Below are 23,540 nucleotides of genomic sequence, written 5' to 3' on the forward strand. Positions count from 1 at the left end.
GCGACTCGCCTTCGCAGGCACCCAGAAAGCCCGGGCCTCGTGCCCGGGCTTTTTGCATTCGGGGGCAACACCCGATTACAGCTGTGTCTAGGGTCTGTTGACGTTTTACGCACGGCCGCGCCGGCCCTGTGGGTTGCGCGAGAAATCTCGCCATGCGTTGTTGGAGGACTTGGCAAGGGAACAGCCATTCCCTGCGTCCTCCGCCTAGCGGATCGCCGCCCGGCCTGGCGAGATTTCTCGCGGCAACGCGGCTCGCGTTTAAACGTCAACAGACCCTAGTTACTGCCCTGTCCGCTGGTTAAGATGCGGCTTCTCTTGCATAACCCACGGCCCGTCATGGCAAAGAAATCCTCTCGCTCCTCATCTTCTGCTGCCCCGGCGAACAAGGGCGCGAGCGTTACCCTGATCGATGTGGCCAAGGTCGCTGGCGTTTCGCCGATCACCGTATCGCGCGCGCTGCACCGGCCCGAGGTGGTCAGCGAGGATGCGCGCAAGAAGGTACTCGAAGCGGTACGGGTGACCGGTTACGTGCCGAACATGCTGGCCGGTGGTCTGGCGTCGAACAAGAGTCGGTTGATCGCCATCTTCGTGCCGACCATCGCTCACTCGATCTTCGCCGAGACCGTACAGTCGCTGATGGATCACCTGACTGCCGCCGGCTACCAGACCATGATCGGCCTCACCGGCTATTCCGCCGAGCAGGAAGAGCGTCTGCTCGGCGCGGTGCTGGGGCGGCGCCCCGACGGCATCGTGCTGACCGGCACGTTGCACACCGAGGAGAGTCGGCTGCGTTTGCAGGCCGCGGGCATTCCCGTGGTAGAGGCCTGGGATCTGGGCGCGTCTCCCATCGACATGCAGGTGGGCTTCTCCCACGAAAAGGTCGGCCAGGCGCTCGCCAATCATCTGCACGGCAAGGGCTATCGACGCTTTGCCATCGTCTCTGTGGACGACTCCCGGGCCTTCAGACGTGGCAACAGCGTGATCGCGCAGCTCAAGGAGCTGGGGGTCGATGAAGTACCCATGGCGGTGCTTGGCGCGCCCGCCACGCTGCAAAGCGGGCGGGAAGGGTTGCGCCAGTTGCTTGCCGACGGTCATCAGCCGCAGGTGATCGTCTGCAGTTCGGACACCGTGGCCCAGGGCATCCTGGCCGAGGCGGCGAGCCGCGGCATCGAGGTTCCCGGGCAGTTGGCGGTGATGGGCTTTGGTGATCTGTCCAGCGCAGCGCACCTGCATCCGGCGCTGTCGACGGTGAACGTCGACGGCGCGCGTATGGGCAAGCAGGTCGCCAACGCACTGTTGCAGCGCTTTCGCGATGCTGGCGAGCAGGCTCCCGTGCGTGTGGATACCGGTTTCACGCTGGTCGACCGCTCTACTACCTGACCTCTCATCAGACAACTGACAACGTAACAAGAAATTGCTTGAATGATTGCGCAATCATAGTAAAGTCGACTGTGTAGCGAACTGCGTGGTGCCATGTTCACTGCCGGATTGATTGCGCAATCATCGATTGCCTTCACCGTGCCAGGCGCCGTCAGCCAATAAGGATAATAAAACCGTGAAAAACAGTATCCGCACGTCCTCCCCAAGCCCCAAAACGGGCTGCGTCCGACCGTCCTTGTCTGCGCCCAACGTCCTGAGATCCGATCCGGGTGTCATGACGGCTGCCGCCACGAGCTAGCGCGCCAAGTACAACCTCGTTCAACACTTGATGATCCCCGCCCCAAGGCGGCTGGTACGCCCGCACGTGCCTGATAAGAACCTTTTCAGTAATAAAAATAACACTGAGGTGAGATCTCCATGGGAGACACGAAGAAAACCCACGTCCGTTACCTGATACTGCTGATGCTGTTTCTGGTAACCACCATCAACTACGCCGACCGCGCCACCATCTCCATCGCTGGCTCCAGCATGCAGAAGGATCTCGGCATCGATGCGATCACCCTTGGCTACATCTTCTCGGCCTTCGGCTGGGCCTACGTGATCGGGCAGATCCCGGGTGGTTGGCTGCTCGACCGTTTCGGCTCCAAGCGCGTGTATGCCGCTGGCATCTTCATCTGGTCGCTGTTCACTCTGCTGCAGGGCTTCGTCGGCATGATGCCGGTCGCCTGGGCCGTGGTGACCCTGTTCGTATTGCGCTTCATGGTCGGCTTCGCCGAAGCGCCTTCTTTCCCGGGTAACGCCCGTATCGTCGCCGCCTGGTTCCCGACGGCGGAGCGGGGCACGGCATCGGCCATCTTCAACTCGGCGCAGTATTTCGCCACCGCGCTGTTCGCACCGCTGATGGGCTGGATCGTCTACACCTACGGCTGGGAGCACGTGTTCGTGGTCATGGGCGTACTGGGCATCGTCTTCGCCGGCGTGTGGATGAAAACCATCTACAACCCCAAGGAGCACCCGAGCGTCAGCGCTGCCGAGGTCGAGTACATCGCCAACAACGGTGGGCTGGTCGATATGGATCAGGCGAAGGGCAGCGGTGGTCCGAAGTGGAACTACATCACCCAGTTGCTCACCAACCGCATGATGGTCGGTGTCTATCTGGGCCAGTACTGCATCAATGCCATCACCTATTTCTTCCTCACCTGGTTCCCCGTGTACCTGGTGCAGGAGCGCGGCATGACCATTCTCAAGGCCGGCATCATCGCCTCCTTGCCAGCGATCATGGGCTTCATCGGCGGTGTGCTGGGTGGGGTGATTTCCGACTGGCTGCTGCGTCGCGGCCACAGCCTGACCCTGGCGCGCAAGTTGCCGATCGTCTGCGGCCTGATGCTGTCGACCAGCATGGTGCTGTGCAACTACGTGTCGGCCGAGTGGATGGTCGTCGGGTTCATGACCCTCGCATTCTTTGGTAAAGGTCTCGGGGCCCTTGGTTGGGCCGTGGTGTCGGATACTTCGCCCAAGCAGATCGCTGGCCTGTCCGGCGGCCTGTTCAACACCTTCGGCAACATCGCTTCGATCACTACCCCGATCGTCATCGGCTACATCATCAGCGCCACCGGCTCGTTCAAGTGGGCGCTGGTGTACGTCGGCGCCAACGCACTGGTCGCGGTCTGCAGCTACCTGTTCATCGTCGGCCCGATCAAGCGTGTCGTGCTGAAGGATGAAAACGGCCAGGCGCTCAACGATCAGGCTTCGCCTGCTCCGGCGACCTGAGTCCCTCATGGCTTCGCCTGGCACCGGCAGGCGAAGCCATGAACGTGTCTTACAACAAGAAAAGGATTAGCCCCATGGATCTCATTCAACATCTGGACTCCCCGCGTTACATCCGCCTGCACGCCGACGACAACGTCGGCGTAGTGGTCAATGAACAGGGGGTGGCGGCCGGTGGCCGTTTCGCCGATGGCCTGGAGGCGCTGGAGGGCATTCCGCAGAGCCACAAGGTGTCGCTGGTGGCGATTCCCGAAGGTGGCAACGTGGTGCGTTATGGTGAGGTGATCGGCTATGCCCTGAACCCCATCGCCGCTGGCACCTGGGTGACCGAGGCGGTGCTGCGCATGCCCGAGCCGCCGGTGCTGGACAACCTGCCCAGGGCGACGATCAAGGCCCCGGTGCCCGCGCCGCTGGAAGGCTACACATTCGAAGGCTTCCGCAACCCGGACGGCACCGTCGGCACGCGCAACATCCTCGGCGTGACCACCACCGTGCAGTGCGTGGTCGGCGTGCTCGACCATTGCGTCGACCGCGTGCGCAAGGAAATCCTTCCCAAATACCCCAACGTCGACGACGTGGTGGCGCTGTCGCACAGCTATGGCTGTGGCGTGGCGATCAACGCGCCGGACGCCGTGGTGCCCATTCGCACCCTCTACAACATCAGCCGCAATCCCAACCTCGGTGGCCAGGCGCTGGTGATCAGCCTGGGCTGCGAAAAGCTGCAGGCCAACCAGTTGATGGATGGCGACCAGCTCACCAACGGCATGCAAGAGGAGGAGTGGCTGTTCCGTCTGCAGGACTCCAGCACCGGCTTCGTCGGCATGGTCGAAGAAATCATGGCGATGATCGAGACGCGCCTGAAGGTGCTCGATCAGCGTCGCCGGGAAACCGTGCCGGCCTCCGAGCTGGTGGTCGGCATGCAGTGCGGCGGCAGTGACGCGTTCTCCGGCATCACCGCCAACCCGGCCCTTGGCGTGGCCTCGGACCTGCTGGTGCGCGCTGGCGCCACCGTGATGTTCTCGGAAAACACCGAAGTGCGTGACGGCATCCATCTGCTCACCCCGCGGGCCGCGACCACCGAAATCGCCGATGCGCTGATTCATGAGATGGACTGGTACGACCGTTATCTGGAACGCGGCATGGCCGATCGCAGCGCCAACACCACGCCAGGCAACAAGAAGGGCGGCCTCAACAACATCGTCGAAAAGGCCATGGGCTCCATTGCCAAGTCCGGCACCAGCCCGATTGCCGGGGTCGTCTCCCCGGGTGAGCGAATTCGCGGCAAGGGCCTGTACTTCTGCGCCACCCCGGCCAGTGATTTCATCTGCGGCACGCTGCAACTGGCGGCCGGTATGAACCTGCACATCTTCACCACCGGTCGCGGCACCCCCTATGGCCTGTCGATGGTGCCGGTGATCAAGGTGGCTACCCGTACGCAACTGGCGGAGCGCTGGCCGGATCTGATCGACGTCGATGCCGGGCAGATCACTTCGGGGCGCATGACCCTCGATGAAATGGGCTGGCACATTTTCCAGCTCTACCTGGATGTCGCCAGCGGTAAGAAGCAGACCTGGGCGGAGAAGCATCGTCTGCACAACGACCTCGTTCTCTTCAACCCCGCTCCAGTGACCTGACCGATTACCGGACAGAGATGCCTGCCTCGGTGCTTCCCTGAGCGTCGTGGCAGGTATCATCGGTTCTTTGATCGCCATTACAGGAGAGCTGCATGAGTCGCCCCAACGTGCTTCAGGTCGGTCGCTTCCCGAATCGTTTCAACGAGCGCCTGCAGCGCGACTACTCGCTGACCCGCCTCTGGGAACAGCCCAAGGATTATCTCGCCGAGCACGGTGCCGATATCGACATCGTGGTCACTTCGGCCCGTTACGGTTGCTCGGCCGAGCAACTGGCGCAGATGCCCAACCTGCGGGCCATCTGCAGTTTCGGTGTCGGGTACGATTCGATTGCCGTCGATGAGGCGAAAGCGCGGGGCATTCCGATCAGCACCACGCCGGATGTGCTCAACGAATGCGTCGCCGACACCGCCATCGGCCTGATCATCGACACCGCACGGCAGTTTTCCGCTTCCGATCAGCATGTGCGTCAGGGCAAATGGCTCAAGGGCCAGTACCCGCTGACCCGCAAGGTCAGTGGCAAGAAGCTGGGTATCGTCGGCTTCGGGCGGATCGGCAAGGACATCGCCAAGCGTGCTGCCGGTTTCGACATGGACATCCGCTACCACAATCGCCGTCCCGATCCGACCACCGACTATGGCTACGAGGCCGATCTCAAGGCCTTGGCAGGTTGGGCGGATTTTCTGGTGCTGGCCTGTCCGGGTGGGGCGTCGACCCATCACCTGATCGATGCCGCGGTGCTCGAGGCGCTTGGCCCGCAAGGTATCGTCGTGAACATCGCCCGCGGTAGCGTCATCGATGAGCAGGCGCTGGTCGCTGCGCTGCAGGCAGGGACCTTGGGCGGTGCAGGATTGGACGTGTTCGAAGATGAGCCGCGGGTGCCCGAAGCCTTGTTCGAGATGCCCAACGTGGTGCTGTTACCCCACGTCGGCAGTGCCACCGAGGAAACCCGGCTGGCCATGGAGAACCTGGTGTTCGATAATCTCGATGCCTTTATAGAGCGTGGTGAGCTGGTCACCGCGCTCTGACCGAATAGGCGGGTCGCCTTGGCGGCCTCGCTTATACGCGCCGGGCCACAAGCCTGACCGCGGTTCTTACCCTTGAGCGTCACCCGGTGTGCCACAAGCGCACCGGTTCTCAGATCACCGTGGCTTCGCGCTGAGCGATGAATTCCATCATCTTCTGATTGCCATCGAGAATGTCGGTGCAGATCGCCTGACGCGCCGCCGCGCCGTCGCCTTTTTGCAATGCACGCAACACTTCCCAATGATGTTCGATGGCCATGCGCTCGTTGAAGTCGCCATAGGCCAGGGCGATCAGTGGGCCGGTGCGCATCCACAGGCTATCGAGCACATCGCGCAGCAGCGGCATGCCGGCAATATCTGCCAAGGCAAAATGAAAAGCCTGATTGAGCTTCAGCGCGGCAACCAGTTCACCGCTGTGCACGGCTTGCAGATTGTCGCGAACATTGCCTTCCAGCATCTGCAACTGCTCGGCCGTCACCTTGCCGGCTGCGGTTTCCGCCGCCAGGCCTTCCAGCGCCAGACGGATACTGCGGATCTCGGCGTACTGTTCCTGGCTCAGTACCGGCACGCGGATATCTCGCGGCGTTCTGAGGACCAGGGCTTTCTCCTTGGCCAGTTGCAGAATGGCGTCGCGCACCGGGGTGACGCTGGTCCCCAGCTGTTCGGCCAGATCGCGTATGCGCAGACGGTCATCAGGCCGGAAGCGGCCGGTGATCAGTGCCTCGCGCAGCAGTGCATAAACGCCACTGCCGAGGTAGGCGTGGCTGAGGCCTTCGATGGGGTACTTCATGGCGTTCTCTTGTGCAGCGGGTCGCAGGCGGATTCTACTCCGGCCGCCTCACACGTGCTGCCCGCCATTGACGTGAATCTCCGCACCGTTCACGTAACCTGCGCCCGAGGTGCACAGAAAATGTACCAGCGACGCCACTTCTTCGGGTTTGCCCAGGCGGTGCATGGGAATGTCGCGCTCGACGATCAGTTCGGTACCCGAGGAAAGAATCGAGGTGTCGATCTCCCCCGGCGCGATGGCATTGACTCGCACGCCGTGGCAGCCGAACTCATGAGCCATCTCGCGGGTCAGGGCGGAAAGGGCGGCTTTGGAGGCCGCGTAGGCCGACCCGGCGAAAGGGTGCACCCGTGAACCGGCGATGGAGGTGACGTTGATGATGCTGCCCTTGGCTGCCTTCAGCTCTTCGAACAGGCCGCGGGCGAGCAGGGCGGTGGAGAACAGGTTGACGTTGAACACCTGGATCCAGGTCGCGTAGTCGCTGGCCAGCACACCGAGGCGCTGGCCTTCTTCGCCCTTGGGCGATACGCCGGCATTGTTGACCAGCGCATCCAGGCGCCCGCCGAGCTTTTCGCGGATCAGCGGCAGGCTTTCTTCAAGGTGCTCGATGTCTTCCAGATCCAGATGGATATGGTTGAGCTTGCCTTCCGCCCACGGGCATTCAGCCACCCAGTCATGCCGCGAGGCGGTGAATACTCGCCAACCGGCCGCGTTGAAATGCTTCACCGTGGCATGGCCGATGCCACGGCTGGCGCCGGTCAGCAGCAGCGTTTTCTGATCGCTCATGGCGTATCTCCCGGAATAGAAGGCGTGTTCAGGCACTACTGCCTGGATGGATCATGGCTCAATTAAAAATATGATGCATCATATTTTTTGTGGTGCTTTAATGGCTTTGCCGTGCCAGCCAACAACAATAATCAGATGGCCTGATGAATCCTGTCAGCCCTACAGCGCTAGGCTCCCGCTCCATCCCGGGTGCTTAGGGTCTGTTGTCATTTCAGCACTGCCGCGCCGGAGCCCGTTTTGCCGCGAGGCAAGGCACGAGCCGCGAAGTTTGGCTGGCCAAATGAGCCGGCGAGAAACGCAGTATTGCGGTAACGCGGCTTGTGCTGAAACGGCAACAGACCCTAGTGGTTCTTGTCGGTAAAGCATCGGTGTTTCTTCCTTGAAGCTGCCCTTACCTAACCAGTGCCAAGTGAGGCCCTGCCAGGAGCACCCCTTAATGTTCAAGAAAACCGCATTTCTGATCGCCATCACCTGCAGCGCCGCGACCGTGCAAGCGGCTGAAAAGCTTGCCGTGGTCTCCTTCGGCGGTGACAACAAGGTGGTACAGGAAAAAGCCTTCTACAAACCTTTCGAAGCGCGCGAGAACGTGCGCATCGAGGCGTCCGAGTACAACGGTGAGATGGCCAAGATCAAGGTCATGGCCGATACCGGTCAGGTCACCTGGGATGTCGTAGAAGTGGAGACCCCGGAATTGATCCGTGGTTGCAGTGAAGGGCTGTTCGAGCCGCTGGACTGGGCGAGCATCGGCAAGCGTGAAGACTTCATCCCGGAAGCGGTAAGCGAATGCGGCGCCGGTATCTTCATCTGGTCGACGGTGCTGACCTACGACAGCAGCAAGCTCAAGGGCACGCCGGCCGGCTGGGCGGATTTCTGGGACGTGAAGACATTCCCTGGCAAGCGTGGCCTGCGTCGTGGCGCCAAGTTCACCCTCGAATTCGCCTTGCTCGCCGACGGCGTGGCGCAGGCGGATCTCTACAAGGTGCTGGGGACCGACGAAGGCGTCGAGCGGGCGTTCCGCAAGCTCGATCAGATCAAGTCGAACATCCAGTGGTGGGAAGCCGGTGCACAGCCGCTGCAATGGCTGGCCGCGGGGGACGTGGTGATGACCTCGGCCTACAACGGTCGGGTTACCACGGCGCAGAAGGAAGGCCGTGATTTCGTCATGCAATGGAACGGCAGCCTCTATGATCTGGACCACTGGGCGATCGTCAAGGGCAGCAAGAACAAGGCGCTGGCCGAGACATTCATCGCCATGGCCAGCACCCCGGAACTGCAGAAGGTCTACGCCGAGGGGATTCCCTACGGCCCGACCAATACCCATACCATCGAGCTGATCGATCCGGCGATCCAGGGCAGCCTGCCGACGGCGCCGCAGAACCTGAAGAATGCACGGGCCATGGATATCGAGTTCTGGATCGACCATGGCGAGGATCTGGAGCAGCGCTTCAACGCCTGGGCCAGCAAGTAAACGCGCGCCGCCCGGCCGCCTAGACGCAGCCGGGCAGCGCCAGTAACCAGTCAATTGCGGAGTGTATGGATGTGTCGCTGAATACCCTGGTTGTGCATGACCCCTTGTTGCAGGCGCAACCGGCCCGGGTCGGCCCGGTACGGGCCGGCGCCATCGCCAGCGAGTGCTTTGGCGTATCGGGCGCCGTTCGGCCGTTGGCCGGCGAGCGCGATCTGAATTTCCAGCTGTCCTGTGCGGACGGCTCATCCTACCTGCTGAAAATTTCCCATCCCCTGGAGAACCCTCAGGTGGTGGACTTCCAGAATCAGGCCTTGCTGCATATCCAGCGGGCCGATCCAGAACTCCCCGTGCAGCGCGTGTATGCCGCGCGCGACGGGCGTTATCTGGCCAGGGTCGATGTAGAGGGGCAGCAGATGCTGGTGCGTCTGTTCTCCTTCGTCGATGGCTTGCCGCTGCATCAGGTCGAGCAGCGCAGCTTCGCGCTTCGCCATAACCTGGGCGAGGCGATGGCGCGGCTCGACCGCGCGCTAGGCGACTTTCACCACCCCGCCTCCAGCCACGAACTGCTGTGGGACATGCAGCAGGCGGCGCGGTTGCGACCATTGCTGCAGCATATAGATGACGGTGAACTGCGTGATCGGGTGACGCAGGCGCTGGATGCCTTCGAGCGCCATGCACAGCCGCGTTATCCGCAACTGCGTGCGCAGGTCATCCATAACGATCTGAACCCGCACAACGTCATCGTCGACCCCCGGCATCCGGAGCGACTGCTCAACATCCTCGACTTCGGCGATATGGTGCACGCGCCGCTGATCAATGAAGTGGGCGTGGCAGCCGCCTATCAGCTGGGCCGCGAAGGTGACGTGCTGGCGCCGGCGCTGACCTTCATCGCGGCCTACCACCGCCTCAATCCGTTGCGCGATGCCGAGCTGGACATTCTTGCCGAACTGATCGCCACGCGGCTGGTGATGACCATCAGCATCACCGCCTGGCGGGCCAGCCTGCACCCGGAAAATCGTGACTACATCCTGCGCAACGTGCGCCAGGCGAGTGCCAGTCTGCGTGGTTTGGCGGCCATCCCCAGCGATACGGCGCGGGAGCGAATTCATCAGGCCTGTCGGGGAGCGCTGCAGCCATGAGCATGATCAACGGATTCAACGCCGCCGATGCGGCGCGGTTGAGCGAAAAAGAACGAAGCCTGATCGAACGCCGGGAGCGGCTGCTTGGCCCTGCCTATCGGCTGTTCTACGAGCGCCCGCTGCACACGGTGCGCGGGGAGGGCGTATGGCTGTACGACGAAGCTGGGCGTGCCTATCTGGATGCCTACAACAACGTCGCCTCCATCGGCCACTGCCACCCGCGGGTGGTGCAGGCCATCGCCGAGCAGGCGGCACGCCTGAATACCCACACCCGCTATCTGCAGGAAGGCATTCTCGATTACGCCGAGAACCTGCTGGCGACCTTTCCCGCTGCCCTGCAGCAGGTGATGTTCACCTGCACCGGCAGCGAAGCCAACGACCTGGCCCTGCGCATCGCCCGCCACTACACCGGCGGCACCGGGGTGATCATCACCCGGTTCGCCTACCACGGCGTTACCGGCGACATTTCCGCTCTGTCACCGTCGCTGGGGGCCAGCATCCAGCTGCCCGCCCATGCACGCACCGTGCGTGCGCCGGACGCCTATCGCCTGGGCGCCGAGCAGGCGGGCAAGCGCTTCGCCGAAGACGTGCGTGCCGCCATCGCCGATCTGCGCGCCAATGGCATCAAGCCGGCAGCGCTGCTGATCGACGGCATCTTCGCCAGTGACGGTATCTTCCCCGGCCCCCAGGGCTGCATCAGCGAAGCGGTTGCCATCGCTCAGGCCGAGGGGCTGCTGTATATCGCCGACGAAGTGCAGTGCGGTTTTGCCCGTACCGGCGATTGCATGTGGGGGTTCCAGCGGCACGCGGTGCAACCGGATCTGGTCAGCCTGGGCAAGCCGATGGGCAATGGACAGCCGATCGCCGGGGTGGTGGTGCGTCCCGAGGTGCTCGAACCGTTCGGGCGCAGCATGCGCTACTTCAATACCTTCGGCGGCAACCCGGTGTCCTGCGCCGCCGGCCAGGCCGTGCTGGATGTGATTCGCGACGAAGGCCTGCTGCAACGTTCGGCGCAGGTCGGCGGTTACCTGCTCGACGAGCTCGGCAAGCTGGGTGAGCGTCACGAGTGGATCGGCGATGTGCGCGGCGCCGGGATGTTCATTGGTGTCGAGCTGGTGAGCAACCGGGCAAGCAAGGCCGCGGCAGCGGAGCAGACGCGGCGTGTGGTCAACGGCATGCGAGAGCGTGGTGTGCTGATCAGCGCGGCCGGGCCGCTGGAAAATATCCTGAAGATTCGCCCGCTGCTGGCCTTCGAGAAGCCGCATGCCGACCTGTTGGTCTCGGCGCTGGACGAGGCGTTGCAGGCGTTGGGCTAATCGAAGAACTCGACGGGCACCTTGTCCGTCAGCCACACGCCGTTATCCGCCTGGAAGAACTTGAAGCCCTGCTGGTGCATGCGCAGGGCTTCGACTTTCAGGAGCACCGGGGTGCCGTAGCGTTTGCCCACGTCCATGGCCGTCGATCTGTCCGCAGATAGATGCACGTGGTGGCGAGCCCCAGGGATCAGCCCCTCGCGTTCGATGGCGGGCAGGAAACGCGTGGCAGTACCGTGGTAGAGCCACTCGGGGGGCTGCTTCTCGGTGTGCTGAAGCTGCACGTCGGCAGTGGAGTGCCCTTGTACCGCGCGAATCCGCAATCCGTCTTCGGAAATACCGAAGCGTTTCTTGTCGCTGCCACCGACCACGGCCCGGATCAGTTGCAGATCCAGGTCGCGGCCTTCTCGGGCTGCACCTTCTATCAACCTGTCGATGGAGGCCCAGCCTTCGCTGTCCAGCTGCAGCCCGATTGCCTGAGGCTCGTGCCTGAGCACGAAGCTGAGAAATTTACTGATGTCGTCCAGTTGTCTGTTGCTCATGTCATCCCTGCCTGTCTTGAGTTTCCATTCTGTATGCCCTGATGCCGCCGCTGTCGCCGATGGCGGCAGGTCGGCGATGATAAGCGATAAGCACGACGCGCCACGGCTATCGGTACGCAAAATCCACACGGTACGCGCTCGGCGGGCAGGTGTTGATCAGGCGCCCGGCTTGCTGTCCAGCGCCTGGCAGCTGGCTGCGTAGTTCTGTCGGCAGGCGCTCTGGAACAGGCGGCGGGCCTGGTTGGGGTCGCGTTCGACACCCTGGATACCGCGCATGTAGAGGTTGCCGAGAATGTGCTGAGCCATGGGGTTGCCGCTACTGGCGGACTGATTCAGGTACTTGAGCATGGCCTGCGGGTTGCCGAATTCCGGGTTGTCGCGTCCTGTATACAGGTAGGCGAGGCTCACGGCCGCTTCGGCATGGCCGCGATCGGCTGCCTGTTTCCACCAGTACTCGGCCTGCTTGAGATCCTTCTGCGGTTTGCCGACGAAGTAGAAGCTGCCGAGCTTGAACTGGCTGTCCAGGTCGCCGCGCTGCGCGAGGCTGTTCAGGCGTTGGAAGTCGTCGTCACCTGCCTGTTGTTCGGGCGTCACCACCGTGGCCGGATCCTGATGGGGGGGCGCCTTGGCAGCGTCTTCTTCCCGGCTGGCGCAACCGGCGATCAGCAGAATGCCGCAGGCCAGCAAGAGGGGAGTGGTCAGGTGTGAACGTCGGATCATTTCTAGGCTCCTGGGCAAGGGCGAACTGTACTCGATGGCCGCTTTCGGTCATGCAGTCGCCAGTGCTTCGATTGTTGTGGGGGCTTCGACCCGGTCGCGGCCCAACGGTTCGTTCATCCCGGGAAAAGGTGCCTTCGGTTGGAACCTGCTTGGCGATATGAAATTAATGTAGTATTTTTTCATGAAATATCTTTCGATAATTTCATTTCATGTTCAAGCAGTCCTCCCAGCATGTCGGCACTTATTACGCTGGCAGCTATCCCGGCTCGATTCCGCTTCGCCCCAGCCTGGACGCCAGTCTCGATTGTGACGTGCTGATCATCGGCGCTGGTTTCAGCGGGCTGCATACCGGCCTGCGCCTGGCCCTGGCTGGCAAGCGCGTGGTGCTGCTGGAAGCCAGCCGGGTCGCCTGGGCGGCGTCCGGGCGTAACGGCGGGCAGGCCTTGCTGGGCTGGTCCTGCGATATGCCGCCGCTGGAAAGGGCGCTTGGCCCCGACGGCGCGCGGCGCCTCTGGGACAGCATGTGCTGGGCTGCCGAAGAAATGCGCGAGTTGCCTGGGCGCCATGGTTTCGAGGTCGATTACCGGCTCGGCAGCTTGTGGACTGCGGTCCAGCAGCGGCGTGTCGGTCAGTTGCGCGAGGCGCAGAGCGAAGCGCTGCACAAATGGGGCTACGGGGATCTGCGCCTGATCGAGGGCGAGGAACTGCGTGAGTGGGTCGATAGCCCGCGCTACATCGCTGCGCTGCATGACGCCCGGGGCGCCCATCTCAATCCGCTGAAATTGGCCCAGGGCCTGGCGACGGCCATCGAGCAGGCTGGGGGGCTGATCTTCGAACAGAGCCAGGTGCTCGCGTACGAAGCGTCGGCTGGCGGCTACCGTGCGCGTACCGACCAAGGTGAAGTACGGGCCGATGTGCTGGTGTTGGCCTGTAATGCCTACCTCGACGATCTGGACAGATCCCTGTCCCGGCGCATTCTGCCAGTGGGTTCCTATCAGGTGGCGACGGCGGTGCTCGAGCCACAGCTGGCGCGATCGCTGTTGCCCCATGACAGTTGCGTGATCGACAACCAATTCGTCCCCGACTATTTCCGCCTCACGCCGGACAACCGCCTGCTGTTCGGCGGTGGTTGTACCTATCTGGGTGGATTGCCCAGCGACGTGCCCGCGGCTACTCGGCCCTATCTGGAACGTGTGTTTCCGCAGCTCGCCGGTGTGGATATCGAGTTTGGCTGGGGCGGGCATATCGATGTCACCCTGAAGCGCACACCCGATGTTGGCCGCCAGGGCCAGCGTTACTGGCTGCAGGGTTTTTCCGGCCACGGCGTGCTGCCGACCCTGGCCGCGGCGCGGGCGGTGAGCGATTCGATTCTCGGCGATGAACAGTTGCTGGCACTCTATCAACGCATCGGCAACCCGCGGTTTCCCGGCGGCTCGTGGCTGGCTGCGCCGCTCGAAGCGGCGGGCAAGGCCTGGTACCGGCTGCGCGACAGCATCTGAAGGACAGCAGCATGGACATGCAAGAAGAAATCGAGGGGCTCGCGATCCTGATTCGCGACCTGCGCAAGCACAAGAACCTGACGTTGGGTGAGCTGGCCGCCCGTATCGGTCGCTCGGTGGGTTTTCTGTCCCAGGTCGAACGTGGCCTGTCACGGCCGACCGTGGCGGATCTGACCGCCATCAGCGAGACCCTCGGGGTACCGACCACCTATTTCTACAGCCTTGCCAAGCCCCGGGCGTTGCCCTGGGTCACCCGGCCCGGGGAGCGTCGCACGCTCTACTACGCCGGAGGGATCACCGATGTGTTGGTGTCGCCGAGCATGTCGGCTGGCTTTGCCATGCTGGAAAGTCACCTGGCGCCTGGCGCCACCAGTGGTGACGGGCACCTGAACGACAGTTCGGAGCAGGGCGGCTTCGTGCTCGAAGGGCAGTTGAGCATCTGGCTGGACGATCAGCCCGATCCCATCACTCTGGGCCCCGACGACAGCTTCCAGTTACCGCCCCATCGCCACTTTCGTTACGCCAACCTTACCGATCAGCCCGCACGGGTACTCTGGGTGTTCCGCTGAGCGGACACGGGATCCTCGCCATGACCACCGACAACCTGCTCGACGAAGTCCGCGCCTTTCGCGCCGCTCACCCTGACGTCCGCTACGTGGACCTGATCTGTCTGGACATTCCCGGGCACTTCTATGGCAAACGCTATCCCATCGACATGCTGGAGAAGGTCGCCGCCGGCAGCCTGCTCAAGCTGCCGCAGAATTGCGTGCTGCTCGGCGCACAGGGCGGCCTGCACGTGATCGGCGACTACTGCTTCAACGATGGCGACCCGGATGCCACGCGCCGGCTGATTCCCGGCACGCTCAAGCCGGTACGCTGGGAAAGCCAGCCCCTGGGGCAGATGCTGATTAGCTCCGATGGCACCGAATCGCCCATCGAGTTCGAGCCACGGGAGGTGCTGTCGCGGGTTCTGCAGCGGTTGGCGACCAAGGGCATTCGTCCGGTAGTGGCTTTCGAGCTGGAGTTCTACCTGTTCGACCGTGCCCTCAAGGACGGGCTGCCCCAGTATCCTCGCGACCCTCTGTGTGGCGACGAGGACGATCAGCCCACCCTGCATATCGACCGGCTGTCGCGTTTTTCCACGGTGCTGCACGAGATCGTCGAGGCGGCCGAGGAGCAGGGCATCGATGCCAACGTGATCACTGCGGAAATTGGCCCGGGGCAGTTCGAGATCAATTTCGGCCACTGTGACGACGGCCTGCAGGCGGCGGACTGGGCAGCGCTCTTCACTCGGCTTACCCGCGGCGTGGCGCTCAAGAATGGCCATCGGGCCAGCTTCATGAGCAAACCCTATCTCGATGCTCCCGGCAGCGGCATGCACGTGCACGTCAGCCTCTATGACGCGCAGGGCAGCAACTTGCTGGCCATCGATGAACAGCGGCCGTTACGTCACGCCGTGGCCGGCTGCCTGGCATGGCTGCCGCATTGCATGCCGATCTTCGCCGCCCATCACAATGCCTACCGACGCTACGGCTCGCGGGTGAATGCGGCGAGTCGCGCCAGTTGGGGGCATGAAGATCGTGACGCCTGCGTGCGTATCCCCGATTCGGATGCCCGCAACCTGCGCATCGAACACCGCCTGGCGGGTGCCGACGCCAACCCCTATCTGGTGCTGGCGGCGATTCTGGCGGCCATGGAGCATGGTCTGGAGCAGCGCATCGAGCCCATCGCTCCGTTGAACGAGAACCGCCAGAGCGGTATCGATTTCCCCATGGACATGCTTTCCGCGGTTGCAGCCATGCGCCATCACTCGGCGGTGAATGCCGGGCTGGGCGAGGAGTTCGTGATGGTCTATTGCGAGAACAAACGCCAGGATCACCTGGCGTTCATGGACAGCATCAGTGCCCGCGAGTACCGCTGGTTTCTATGACCGACCTGTAAACCAGAAGCCGCAAGTGACGAGCCTTCGCAGGCTCGCAACCTGCGGCTCCAGGCTCGGCGCGTGGGGCTGGCGGTTAGCGGAACAGCGACCAGCTTACCGCGTAGTCGTTGAAGCCCAGGCCCCAGAGCGCTACGGTCAGTGCCAGAATCAGCTCCAGTACCAGCACGCCGATCGCCAGGGTACCTCCCGAGATGGTCAGGCCCTCGTTGACCGGAATGCGCAGAAACGCCGGCATGCCTACATAAAGAAGGCGAGCGCTGTAGGCGAGGGCGATGATGCCGACCATCAGCAGCAACCAGGCTTTCGGGTACAGCAGCGCGATACCGGCGATGAACAGCGGCGTGGCCACGTAGCCGGCGAAGACGATGCAGCGGCGACGGCTCGGGCGGCTGGCGAACGAATCCGACATCCAGTGGATGACGTTACCCATGATGGCGACGCCGACCAGCATCAGGATATAGAACACGATACCCAGCGCTGCTGCCGTGGGTATCGCCACCTTGTAGGCCTCGCCACCCAGATGCCAACCGATTTGGGTGGTGCCGATGAAGGCACTGACGACGGGAATGAGTGCCATCAGTAGTACGTGATGGGCGTAAAGGCGCGTGATGCTTTCCTTTTCCCGGTCGATGTTGCGCCACTCGCGGCCCGGATTGGCCAGTAGCCCCCAAATGTGATTGATCATGACTCTTCTCCTCTGGCTCCGGCATTCCTGCCGGCATGGGATATCCGAGAGCTGATCAGCCTGGATCGTGCGGCACCCGCAATACAATTCAGCCCTCACAAGGTATGAGTGAAGTTCACCGCAATAGGTTTGACCAGAAATTTGCCCGCCGCCCTGATGAGGCATGCTTGGCCAGCCAGGCAGGGCGCCAGAGGCTACGGTTGGCGGGACGATCGGCGGGTTCCCCGGGCCGGCACACGGGTCGTAACGGCGTATGTCGGCTGTCGGCCGGAGAGGCTCGGGCGCCTGCCGCAGAGCCCCCTGATGGCGCGCTTCTGCGCCCCGGCGGGGCAGGGGAGGGCGATAACCCTGATTTTCATGTGTGCTTTTTGGCCCCTGCCCCGCCCAGAGTAAAAATGCTATGTTCCGCACCCTCTTCGGCAGGGGTAGATCATGAGCGACGACAAGGCACGCAATCCATCCACTGAGCAGCCAGACACTGGCAAGCGCGGTGGCTGTCTGTGGCTGACCCTGCTGGGTCTGGGGTTCATCGTGCTGGTGTTCGGCATCATCATCTACGCCATCACCCGCGAGCAGACCGCCGACATTCAAGCCAACGAGCTGGGTGCCATTCAGGCCTGCTGGGTCAAGGCGAATGACCCGACGGCCAAGCCGACCTCGCGCTCGTTCGCTACCGATAGCTGCAAGGAAATGGAAAAGCAGTTCCGTATCAAGTACGGCCGTGAGCCCGAGTAGATGAGCAAGGATCAGACCGCTCCGTCCAAGCGCTTCCTGCTGATTCTGTGCCTGCTGCTGCTGGCCATCGTGCTGGCGATCGGGGCGTGGGTGTGGGGCCGTTTTGGTGTCGCCTACCTGCGCCCCTTCGGCGATCAGGAACAGCAGGCGGTGTTCTTTCAGGGCGGCGGGCTGAAACTGCCCGCCGAGCTCGCCGGGCCGGGCAAGATCCGCGTGGTGCATTTCTGGGATCCCCAGTGCCCGTGCCACAAGGAAACCGATGCCCACCTCAATTATCTGATCAGCCTCTACCGCTTTTCCGGCGTCGAGTTTTACAGTGTGCAGAAGCCGGGAAGCGAGGGCGAAATGCTGCCGTTCCTGCGCGGCAAGCTCACGCCTCTTGAGTCGCTGGAGGGCATGGAGTCGATTCCGGCCAGCCCGGCCATCGCCATCTGGGATCAGCAGGGGCGTCTGGCTTATGCTGGCCCCTACAGCGAGGGGTTGGTGTGCAACTCCTCGAACAGTTTCGTGGAACCGATTCTCGACGCGCTTTCGGCGAACCGCAGTGTTTCCGCGGCCAATACCATGTCGGTTGGCTGCTACTGTGATTGGAAGCCTGTAGAAGGATCGTGATTTGAGGCAATGCCCTGCTTTTTTAAGGGTTATTGCTGTGCGACATATTGCCGCGCAATCGCGCCGATATGAGCCACTATTATAAGTCGCAACTCATCCATCCATTCGCGGCCCGCCAGCGGGCCGCGGTTTCGGCTCGCGCTACAGGTGCGGCCACATGGGGCTTTGCGAGCTGAGCGAGATATCACCGGGCGCAGGGTTGCGGCCGGCGGTGTAGGGCTGGGGCAGTGCGGGGCGAGCTATACACCCTGACTATTTGTAGGCCCATCGTCGTTATGCGGTTGGTTTTTTTGGCTGCGTAACCGAAAATGTCGCCCCCTCCGTTTAGTAGTTTCGATGCTGAAACGATTTCGGTGCGCCTGTGCACCGTTTTCCTGGCATGCCCTGCCGTATTGGGCATCAGGCTGAACAGAACGCTATGTGGGATATCACTTTGCTGAAGGTCGTGAAATGAGAGAAGAGAAGTACCACCGCTTGTTCCGCACGCTTCTGACGATTGTCGTGGCCGTCTCCCTGAGTGGCTGCGATTGGATTCTTTTCGATTCGAAAGGCCAGATCGGCATTGAGCAGCGCAACCTCATCATTACCGCCACTCTGCTGATGCTGATCGTGGTGGTACCCGTCATTTTCATGACCATTCTGTTCGCCTGGCGCTATCGCTCCTCGAACAAGGACGCGACCTACGCGCCCGAGTGGGCTCATTCGCACAAGATCGAGGCCATCGTCTGGGGCGTTCCTTGCGTGATCATCGCCGTACTGGCGGTCATCACCTGGAAGACCACGCACGAGCTGGACCCGTACAAGCCGATCGAATCCGATGTCAAACCACTGGTCGTCGAAGTGGTTTCGCTGGATTGGAAATGGCTGTTCATCTACCCGGAGCAGGGCATCGCTACCGTCAATGAACTGTACGTTCCTGCGAACACCCCGCTGAGCTTCCAGATCACCTCTCAGACCGTGATGAATACCTTCTTCATCCCGCAGCTGGGCGGCATGGTCTATGCCATGGGCGGCATGCGCACTCAACTGCATCTGATTGCCAACGAGCCGGGCGAGTTCTTCGGCGTATCGGGCAACTACAGCGGTCACGGTTTCTCGGGCATGAAGTTCAAGACTCATGCAACCAGCAACGAAGAGTTCGAGCAGTGGGTGGCCAAGGTCAAACAGTCGCCGAACACGCTGGACTTCAACGGTAGCTACCAGCTGCTGAGCAAGGCAAGCGAGAACAACCCCGTCGAGTACTTCAACGCTCAGCCTGGTCTGTTCCGTCAGATCCTTGGCCAGTACATCGATTACAAGAGCAACCCTGTGAGCGAAGCCGCGCACGATTCAGGTGCGGAGGAATAAACGATGTTCGGAAAGCTGACACTAGATGCAATACCCCTGCACGAGCCCATCCTTGTCGTCACGATGATTGCCGTGGTGCTGGGTGGTCTCGGGCTGTTCGCCGCCCTGACCTACTTCAAGAAGTGGGGCTACCTGTGGCACGAATGGCTGACTTCGGTCGACCACAAGAAAATCGGCGTGATGTACATCATCGTCGCCCTGGTCATGCTGCTGCGCGGCTTCGCCGACGCGATCATGATGCGTACCCAGCTGGCGATCGCCACTGGCGGCTCCGAAGGGTATCTGCCACCGCACCACTACGATCAGATCTTCACCGCTCACGGTACGATCATGATCTTCTTCGTGGCCATGCCACTGGTGGTCGGTCTGATGAACATCGTCACGCCGCTGCAGATCGGTGCGCGCGACGTTGCCTTCCCGTTCCTCAACTCGCTGAGCTTCTGGCTCTTCGTGGTGGGTGTACTGCTGACCAACGTTTCGCTGTTCGTGGGCGAGTTCGCCATGACCGGCTGGGTCGCGTATCCACCGCTGTCAGGCATCGAGTACAGTCCGGGAGTCGGGGTCGACTACTACATATGGGCGCTGCAGATATCCGGTATCGGTACGCTGCTGACCGGTGTCAACTTCTTCGTGACCATCATCAAGATGCGTGCCCCTGGCATGACCCTGATGAAAATGCCGATCTTCACCTGGACCATCCTGTGCACCAGCGTGATCATCTGCGGCGCGTTCCCGATTCTGACCGCCGTACTCGGCATGCTGACTCTGGATCGCTACCTGGATTTCCACTTCTTCACTAACGAAGCTGGTGGCAACCCGATGATGTACGTCAACCTCCTGTGGGCCTGGGGCCACCCTGAGGTGTACATCCTGATCCTGCCGGCCTTCGGCGTGTTCTCCGAAGTAACCTCGGTGTTCGCTCGCAAGCGTCTGTTCGGCTATGCCTCGATGGTCTGGGCTACCGTGGCGATCACCGTACTGTCGTTCGTGGTATGGCTGCACCACTTCTTCACCATGGGCTCCGGCGCCAGCGTCAACGCCTTCTTCGGTATCGCGACGATGATCATCGCCATCCCGACCGGTGTGAAAATCTTCACCTGGCTGTTCACCATGTACCGCGGTCGTCTGGAGTTCACTTCGCCGATCCTGTGGACCCTGGGCTTCATCATCACCTTCTCCATCGGTGGTATGACCGGCGTACTGCTGGCCGTTCCAGGTGCTGACTTCCTGCTGCACAACAGCCTGTTCCTGATCGCCCACTTCCACAACGTGATCATCGGCGGTGCGGTATTCGGCTACATGGCCGGTATCACCTTCTGGTTCCCGAAAGCGTTCGGCTTCAAGCTGCACGAAGGTTGGGGCAAGGCATCGTTCTGGTTCTGGATCGTCGGTTTCTACCTGGCGTTCATGCCGCTGTACATCCTCGGCTTCATGGGCATGACCCGTCGTCTGAACAGCACCACCAACCCAGAATGGGAGCCGTGGCTGCACATCGCCGTGGTCGGCGCCGTGCTGATCGGTATCGGTATCCTCTGCACCCTGATCCAGTTCGCTGTGTCGATCATCAAGCGCAAGGAACTGGCCGACGTGACTGGCGACCCATGGGACGCTCGTACCCTGGAATGGTCGACTTCGTCGCCACCGCCGTTCTACAACTTCGCGGTAACCCCGCGTGGTGATCGTATCGACGAGTTCCACGAAATGAAGCGTGACGGTCTGCCGGCTGCGCCCACCAAGTACTCGCCGATCCACATGCCGAAGAACACCGGCGTTGGCCTGATCATGTCCGTAGGTGCTCTGGCCTTGGGTTTCGCGCTGATCTGGCACATCTGGTGGCTGGCTGCATTGAGCTTCGTGGGTACCTTCGCCGTCCTGATTCGCAACAGCTACAACACGGACGTCGACTACTACGTGCAGCCCGATGAAATCGAACGCATCGAGAAGGCACACATTCAAGCAAAGGCTAAGCAGGCTTAAACCATGTCTAGTGAAGTGATCAGCAACCACGCTGCTCATGCCGATGAGCATGAGCACGAACATCACCACGACGCGGGTGAGATGAAGGTCTTCGGGTTCTGGATTTACCTGATGACCGACTGCATCCTGTTCGCGAGTATCTTCGCAGGCTTCGCGGTGCTCAGCACCGCGTACGCCGGCGGTCCTACTCCGAAGGATCTGATCGACCTGAAACTCGTTCTGGTCGAAACATTCGCCCTGTTGTTCTCGAGCATCACCTACGGCATGGCCATGCTGGCCATGTACCGTGGCGACAAAGGCAAGGTGCTGTCCTGGCTGGCAGCCACCTTCCTGTTCGGTGTGGTGTTCATCTCGATCGAGCTGTACGAGTTCCATCACCTGATCCACGAAGGTGCCGCTCCGCAGGTCAGTGCTTACTGGTCCGCGTTCTTCACCCTGGTCGGCACCCACGGTCTGCACGTCAGTGCCGGTCTGGTGTGGATGGCGGTGATGATGCATCAGGTCGCCAGCCGCGGCCTGACGCCGGTCACCCAGACCCGCCTGAGCTGCCTGAGCCTGTTCTGGCACTTCCTCGACGTGGTGTGGATCTGCGTGTTTACCGTTGTCTATCTGATGGGGGCTCTGTAATGGCTCATGATCACCACTCTGCCGCCGGCGCGAGCCATGGCAGCACCAAGGATTACGTAGTCGGTTTCGTACTGTCGGTAATCCTCACCGTGATCCCGTTCGCGATCGTGATGAACCCCGTCATGTCGAAAGCGGCCACGCTGTTCACCATCGTCGCTTTCGCGGTCGTGCAGATCTACGTACACCTCGTGTACTTCCTGCACATGAACACCTCGTCCGAGCAGCGTTGGAATACGGTGGCGTTCGCGTTCACCATCCTGATCACCATCATCGTCGTAGCGCTCTCGATCTGGATCATCTGGAGCATGCACTACTACATGATGGCCAACTAAAAAGAGAGCAGCCTGATGTTCAAGCAATACCTGCTCCTGACCAAGCCGGGCATCGTCTTCGGAAACATGATTTCCGTTGCCGGTGGCTTCTTCCTGGCTTCGAAGGGGGATATCGACCTGATGCTGTTCCTGGCAACAGCGCTCGGCGTCGCTCTGGTCATTGCTTCCGGTTGCGTGTTCAACAACTACATCGATAGGGACATCGATGAAAAGATGGAGCGGACCAAGAACAGGGTGCTGGTAAAAGGCCTGGTTCCGCCGACTCATGCCATCGTTTACGCCTGCATCCTCGGGATTGCAGGCGTTGCCTTGCTCTATAAAGCCACGAACCTGCTTGCTGTCGCCTTGGTCCTGATGGGCTTCGTCGTCTACGTCGGGCTGTACAGCCTGTACCTCAAGCGGAATTCGGTTTATGGAACCCTGGTTGGCAGTCTGTCGGGCGCCGCTCCCCCTGTTGTGGGCTATTGCGCTGTAAGCAACGAGTTCGATGTAGGTGCGGCGATTCTGCTGCTGATCTTCAGCCTCTGGCAGATGCCTCACTCCTACGCGATCGCGATCTTTCGTTTCAATGACTACCAGGCCGCCAACATTCCGGTGTTGCCGGTGATCAAGGGCATTCCTGCTGCCAAGCGCAGCATCGTCCTGTACATCGCCGCGTTCCTGGTCGCCACCCTGATGCTGACCATCAGTGGTTACGCCGGTTACAGCTACTTCGTGGTAGCGGTGGTCAGCGGTGCCTACTGGTTGTGGATGGGGGTGTCGGGCTACAAGGCAGTCGATGACAAGGTCTGGGCACGCAAGCTGTTCGTGTTCTCGATCGTCACCATCACCGCGCTGAGCGTGATGATGTCGGTAGACTTCCAGGCTACGCCGAGCCAGATGCTGATGACCTCGGTCAACAACATCTGTGGTGCGGACAACGTCAGTGGTTTCTGCGCGGCGTTCGCCGCCCGCTAAACCTCGACGCGCGAATCGAACGGGCCCCGTTATCGCTGATGACGGGGCCCGTTTTCGTTTGCCAGGTATCGAAAAACGATCTGCGCTTTCTGGTAGACAGGGCCGTGTGCTGTCCCCTGTCGACATGCTCGTTCACGATGCGTAAACGCCGCTTTCGGCTCACCTCTTTCGCCCTGCGGACCAGCTTTCGGCCGTTACCCCGCTGCGCTACGGCTCACCTGTTTTCGTGGCGGCGCCACGGCTTTGCGCTGGCGGCCTCGTTTACCTTT

The 23,540-nt window shown here is 61.7% G+C and carries 22 protein-coding genes; 17 read left to right on the forward strand and 5 right to left on the reverse strand.

Annotated elements, in window-relative coordinates; all coding sequences use genetic code 11:
• Positions 1 to 336 precede the first annotated feature (336 nt).
• From ACT9T4_RS11315 to ACT9T4_RS11330, 4 genes are all read left to right on the forward strand, one after another.
• Entirely contained in the window at positions 337 to 1,380 is a 1,044-nt protein-coding gene (locus ACT9T4_RS11315) for a LacI family DNA-binding transcriptional regulator (RefSeq protein WP_179538986.1), read from the forward strand.
• 417 nt (positions 1,381 to 1,797) lie between these two features.
• Complete coding sequence (locus ACT9T4_RS11320; protein ID WP_179538985.1) at positions 1,798 to 3,150, forward strand: MFS transporter; 1,353 nt, start codon at positions 1,798 to 1,800, stop codon at positions 3,148 to 3,150.
• 74 nt (positions 3,151 to 3,224) lie between these two features.
• Positions 3,225 to 4,781 carry a galactarate dehydratase gene (gene garD / locus ACT9T4_RS11325; protein ID WP_499116999.1) on the forward strand — a complete coding sequence of 519 codons (1,557 nt, stop codon included), beginning with the start codon at positions 3,225 to 3,227 and terminating at the stop codon, positions 4,779 to 4,781.
• 92 nt (positions 4,782 to 4,873) lie between these two features.
• Complete coding sequence (locus ACT9T4_RS11330; RefSeq protein WP_499117001.1) at positions 4,874 to 5,806, forward strand: 2-hydroxyacid dehydrogenase; 933 nt, start codon at positions 4,874 to 4,876, stop codon at positions 5,804 to 5,806.
• A gap of 109 nt (positions 5,807 to 5,915) precedes the next feature.
• On the opposite strand, the gene ACT9T4_RS11335 is transcribed toward ACT9T4_RS11330, so the two are convergent.
• Positions 5,916 to 6,593: a GntR family transcriptional regulator gene (locus tag ACT9T4_RS11335; RefSeq protein ID WP_179538982.1), complete on the reverse strand. Its 678-nt coding sequence runs from the start codon at positions 6,591 to 6,593 to the stop codon at positions 5,916 to 5,918.
• A 48-nt stretch (positions 6,594 to 6,641) separates the two neighbouring features.
• Entirely contained in the window at positions 6,642 to 7,376 is a 735-nt protein-coding gene (locus tag ACT9T4_RS11340; RefSeq protein WP_042555379.1) for an SDR family NAD(P)-dependent oxidoreductase, read from the reverse strand.
• Positions 7,377 to 7,812: 436 nt separating this feature from the next.
• On the opposite strand from ACT9T4_RS11340, the gene ACT9T4_RS11345 reads away from it, so the two are divergent.
• From ACT9T4_RS11345 to ACT9T4_RS11355, 3 genes are all read left to right on the forward strand, one after another.
• A complete protein-coding gene (locus tag ACT9T4_RS11345; RefSeq protein WP_499117004.1) occupies positions 7,813 to 8,844 on the forward strand; it encodes an ABC transporter substrate-binding protein in 1,032 nt (343 codons plus the stop codon).
• A 71-nt stretch (positions 8,845 to 8,915) separates the two neighbouring features.
• Positions 8,916 to 9,983, forward strand: coding sequence for a phosphotransferase (locus ACT9T4_RS11350; protein ID WP_499117006.1), 1,068 nt, complete (start codon positions 8,916 to 8,918; stop codon positions 9,981 to 9,983).
• Positions 9,980 to 11,299, forward strand: coding sequence for an aspartate aminotransferase family protein (locus tag ACT9T4_RS11355; RefSeq protein ID WP_042555382.1), 1,320 nt, complete (start codon positions 9,980 to 9,982; stop codon positions 11,297 to 11,299). The genes ACT9T4_RS11350 and ACT9T4_RS11355 overlap by 4 nt, the downstream gene beginning before the upstream one ends.
• On the opposite strand, the gene ACT9T4_RS11360 is transcribed toward ACT9T4_RS11355, so the two are convergent.
• Positions 11,296 to 11,838 carry an RNA 2'-phosphotransferase gene (locus tag ACT9T4_RS11360; RefSeq protein ID WP_499117008.1) on the reverse strand — a complete coding sequence of 181 codons (543 nt, stop codon included), beginning with the start codon at positions 11,836 to 11,838 and terminating at the stop codon, positions 11,296 to 11,298. The genes ACT9T4_RS11355 and ACT9T4_RS11360 overlap by 4 nt on opposite strands.
• A 156-nt stretch (positions 11,839 to 11,994) precedes the next feature.
• Positions 11,995 to 12,558, reverse strand: coding sequence for a tetratricopeptide repeat protein (locus ACT9T4_RS11365; protein ID WP_499117010.1), 564 nt, complete (start codon positions 12,556 to 12,558; stop codon positions 11,995 to 11,997).
• 209 nt (positions 12,559 to 12,767) lie between these two features.
• On the opposite strand from ACT9T4_RS11365, the gene ACT9T4_RS11370 reads away from it, so the two are divergent.
• Genes ACT9T4_RS11370 through ACT9T4_RS11380 form a run of 3 tightly spaced genes read left to right on the forward strand, consistent with a single transcriptional unit; the run spans position 12,768 to position 15,987 of the window.
• Positions 12,768 to 14,057 (forward strand): NAD(P)/FAD-dependent oxidoreductase, encoded by a 1,290-nt coding sequence (locus ACT9T4_RS11370; protein WP_179538977.1) that lies wholly within the window; start codon positions 12,768 to 12,770, stop codon positions 14,055 to 14,057.
• Between the two features lie 11 nt (positions 14,058 to 14,068).
• Positions 14,069 to 14,626: a helix-turn-helix domain-containing protein gene (locus ACT9T4_RS11375; RefSeq protein WP_082045850.1), complete on the forward strand. Its 558-nt coding sequence runs from the start codon at positions 14,069 to 14,071 to the stop codon at positions 14,624 to 14,626.
• A gap of 20 nt (positions 14,627 to 14,646) precedes the next feature.
• Positions 14,647 to 15,987, forward strand: coding sequence for a glutamine synthetase family protein (locus ACT9T4_RS11380; protein WP_499117013.1), 1,341 nt, complete (start codon positions 14,647 to 14,649; stop codon positions 15,985 to 15,987).
• 85 nt (positions 15,988 to 16,072) lie between these two features.
• Here ACT9T4_RS11380 and ACT9T4_RS11385 read toward each other — a convergent pair whose 3' ends face one another.
• Positions 16,073 to 16,684 carry a Yip1 family protein gene (locus ACT9T4_RS11385; protein ID WP_156152762.1) on the reverse strand — a complete coding sequence of 204 codons (612 nt, stop codon included), beginning with the start codon at positions 16,682 to 16,684 and terminating at the stop codon, positions 16,073 to 16,075.
• A gap of 432 nt (positions 16,685 to 17,116) precedes the next feature.
• On the opposite strand from ACT9T4_RS11385, the gene ACT9T4_RS11390 reads away from it, so the two are divergent.
• The 7 genes from ACT9T4_RS11390 to cyoE all read left to right on the forward strand — a co-directional run bounded on the left by ACT9T4_RS11390 (position 17,117) and on the right by cyoE (position 23,271).
• Complete coding sequence (locus ACT9T4_RS11390; protein WP_042555387.1) at positions 17,117 to 17,419, forward strand: hypothetical protein; 303 nt, start codon at positions 17,117 to 17,119, stop codon at positions 17,417 to 17,419.
• On the forward strand, positions 17,420 to 18,031 hold the full coding sequence (locus ACT9T4_RS11395) for a DUF6436 domain-containing protein (RefSeq protein ID WP_042555388.1): 612 nt from the start codon (positions 17,420 to 17,422) through the stop codon (positions 18,029 to 18,031).
• A 450-nt stretch (positions 18,032 to 18,481) separates the two neighbouring features.
• Positions 18,482 to 19,378, forward strand: a complete 897-nt coding sequence (gene cyoA, locus ACT9T4_RS11400; RefSeq protein ID WP_042555389.1) for a ubiquinol oxidase subunit II — start codon at positions 18,482 to 18,484, stop codon at positions 19,376 to 19,378.
• A 3-nt stretch (positions 19,379 to 19,381) separates the two neighbouring features.
• Positions 19,382 to 21,355 carry a cytochrome o ubiquinol oxidase subunit I gene (cyoB, locus tag ACT9T4_RS11405; RefSeq protein ID WP_499117016.1) on the forward strand — a complete coding sequence of 658 codons (1,974 nt, stop codon included), beginning with the start codon at positions 19,382 to 19,384 and terminating at the stop codon, positions 21,353 to 21,355.
• Positions 21,356 to 21,358: 3 nt separating this feature from the next.
• The gene (gene cyoC / locus ACT9T4_RS11410; protein ID WP_042555391.1) at positions 21,359 to 21,982 is read left to right on the forward strand and encodes a cytochrome o ubiquinol oxidase subunit III; all 624 of its coding nucleotides are present in this window, start codon (positions 21,359 to 21,361) and stop codon (positions 21,980 to 21,982) included.
• Entirely contained in the window at positions 21,982 to 22,314 is a 333-nt protein-coding gene (locus tag ACT9T4_RS11415; RefSeq protein ID WP_042555392.1) for a cytochrome o ubiquinol oxidase subunit IV, read from the forward strand. Before cyoC ends, ACT9T4_RS11415 begins: the two co-directional genes overlap by 1 nt.
• 12 nt (positions 22,315 to 22,326) lie before the next feature.
• Positions 22,327 to 23,271: a heme o synthase gene (gene cyoE, locus ACT9T4_RS11420; RefSeq protein WP_218878656.1), complete on the forward strand. Its 945-nt coding sequence runs from the start codon at positions 22,327 to 22,329 to the stop codon at positions 23,269 to 23,271.
• Positions 23,272 to 23,540 lie beyond the last annotated feature (269 nt).

This window comes from Pseudomonas sp. SZ40, assembly GCF_052958135.1.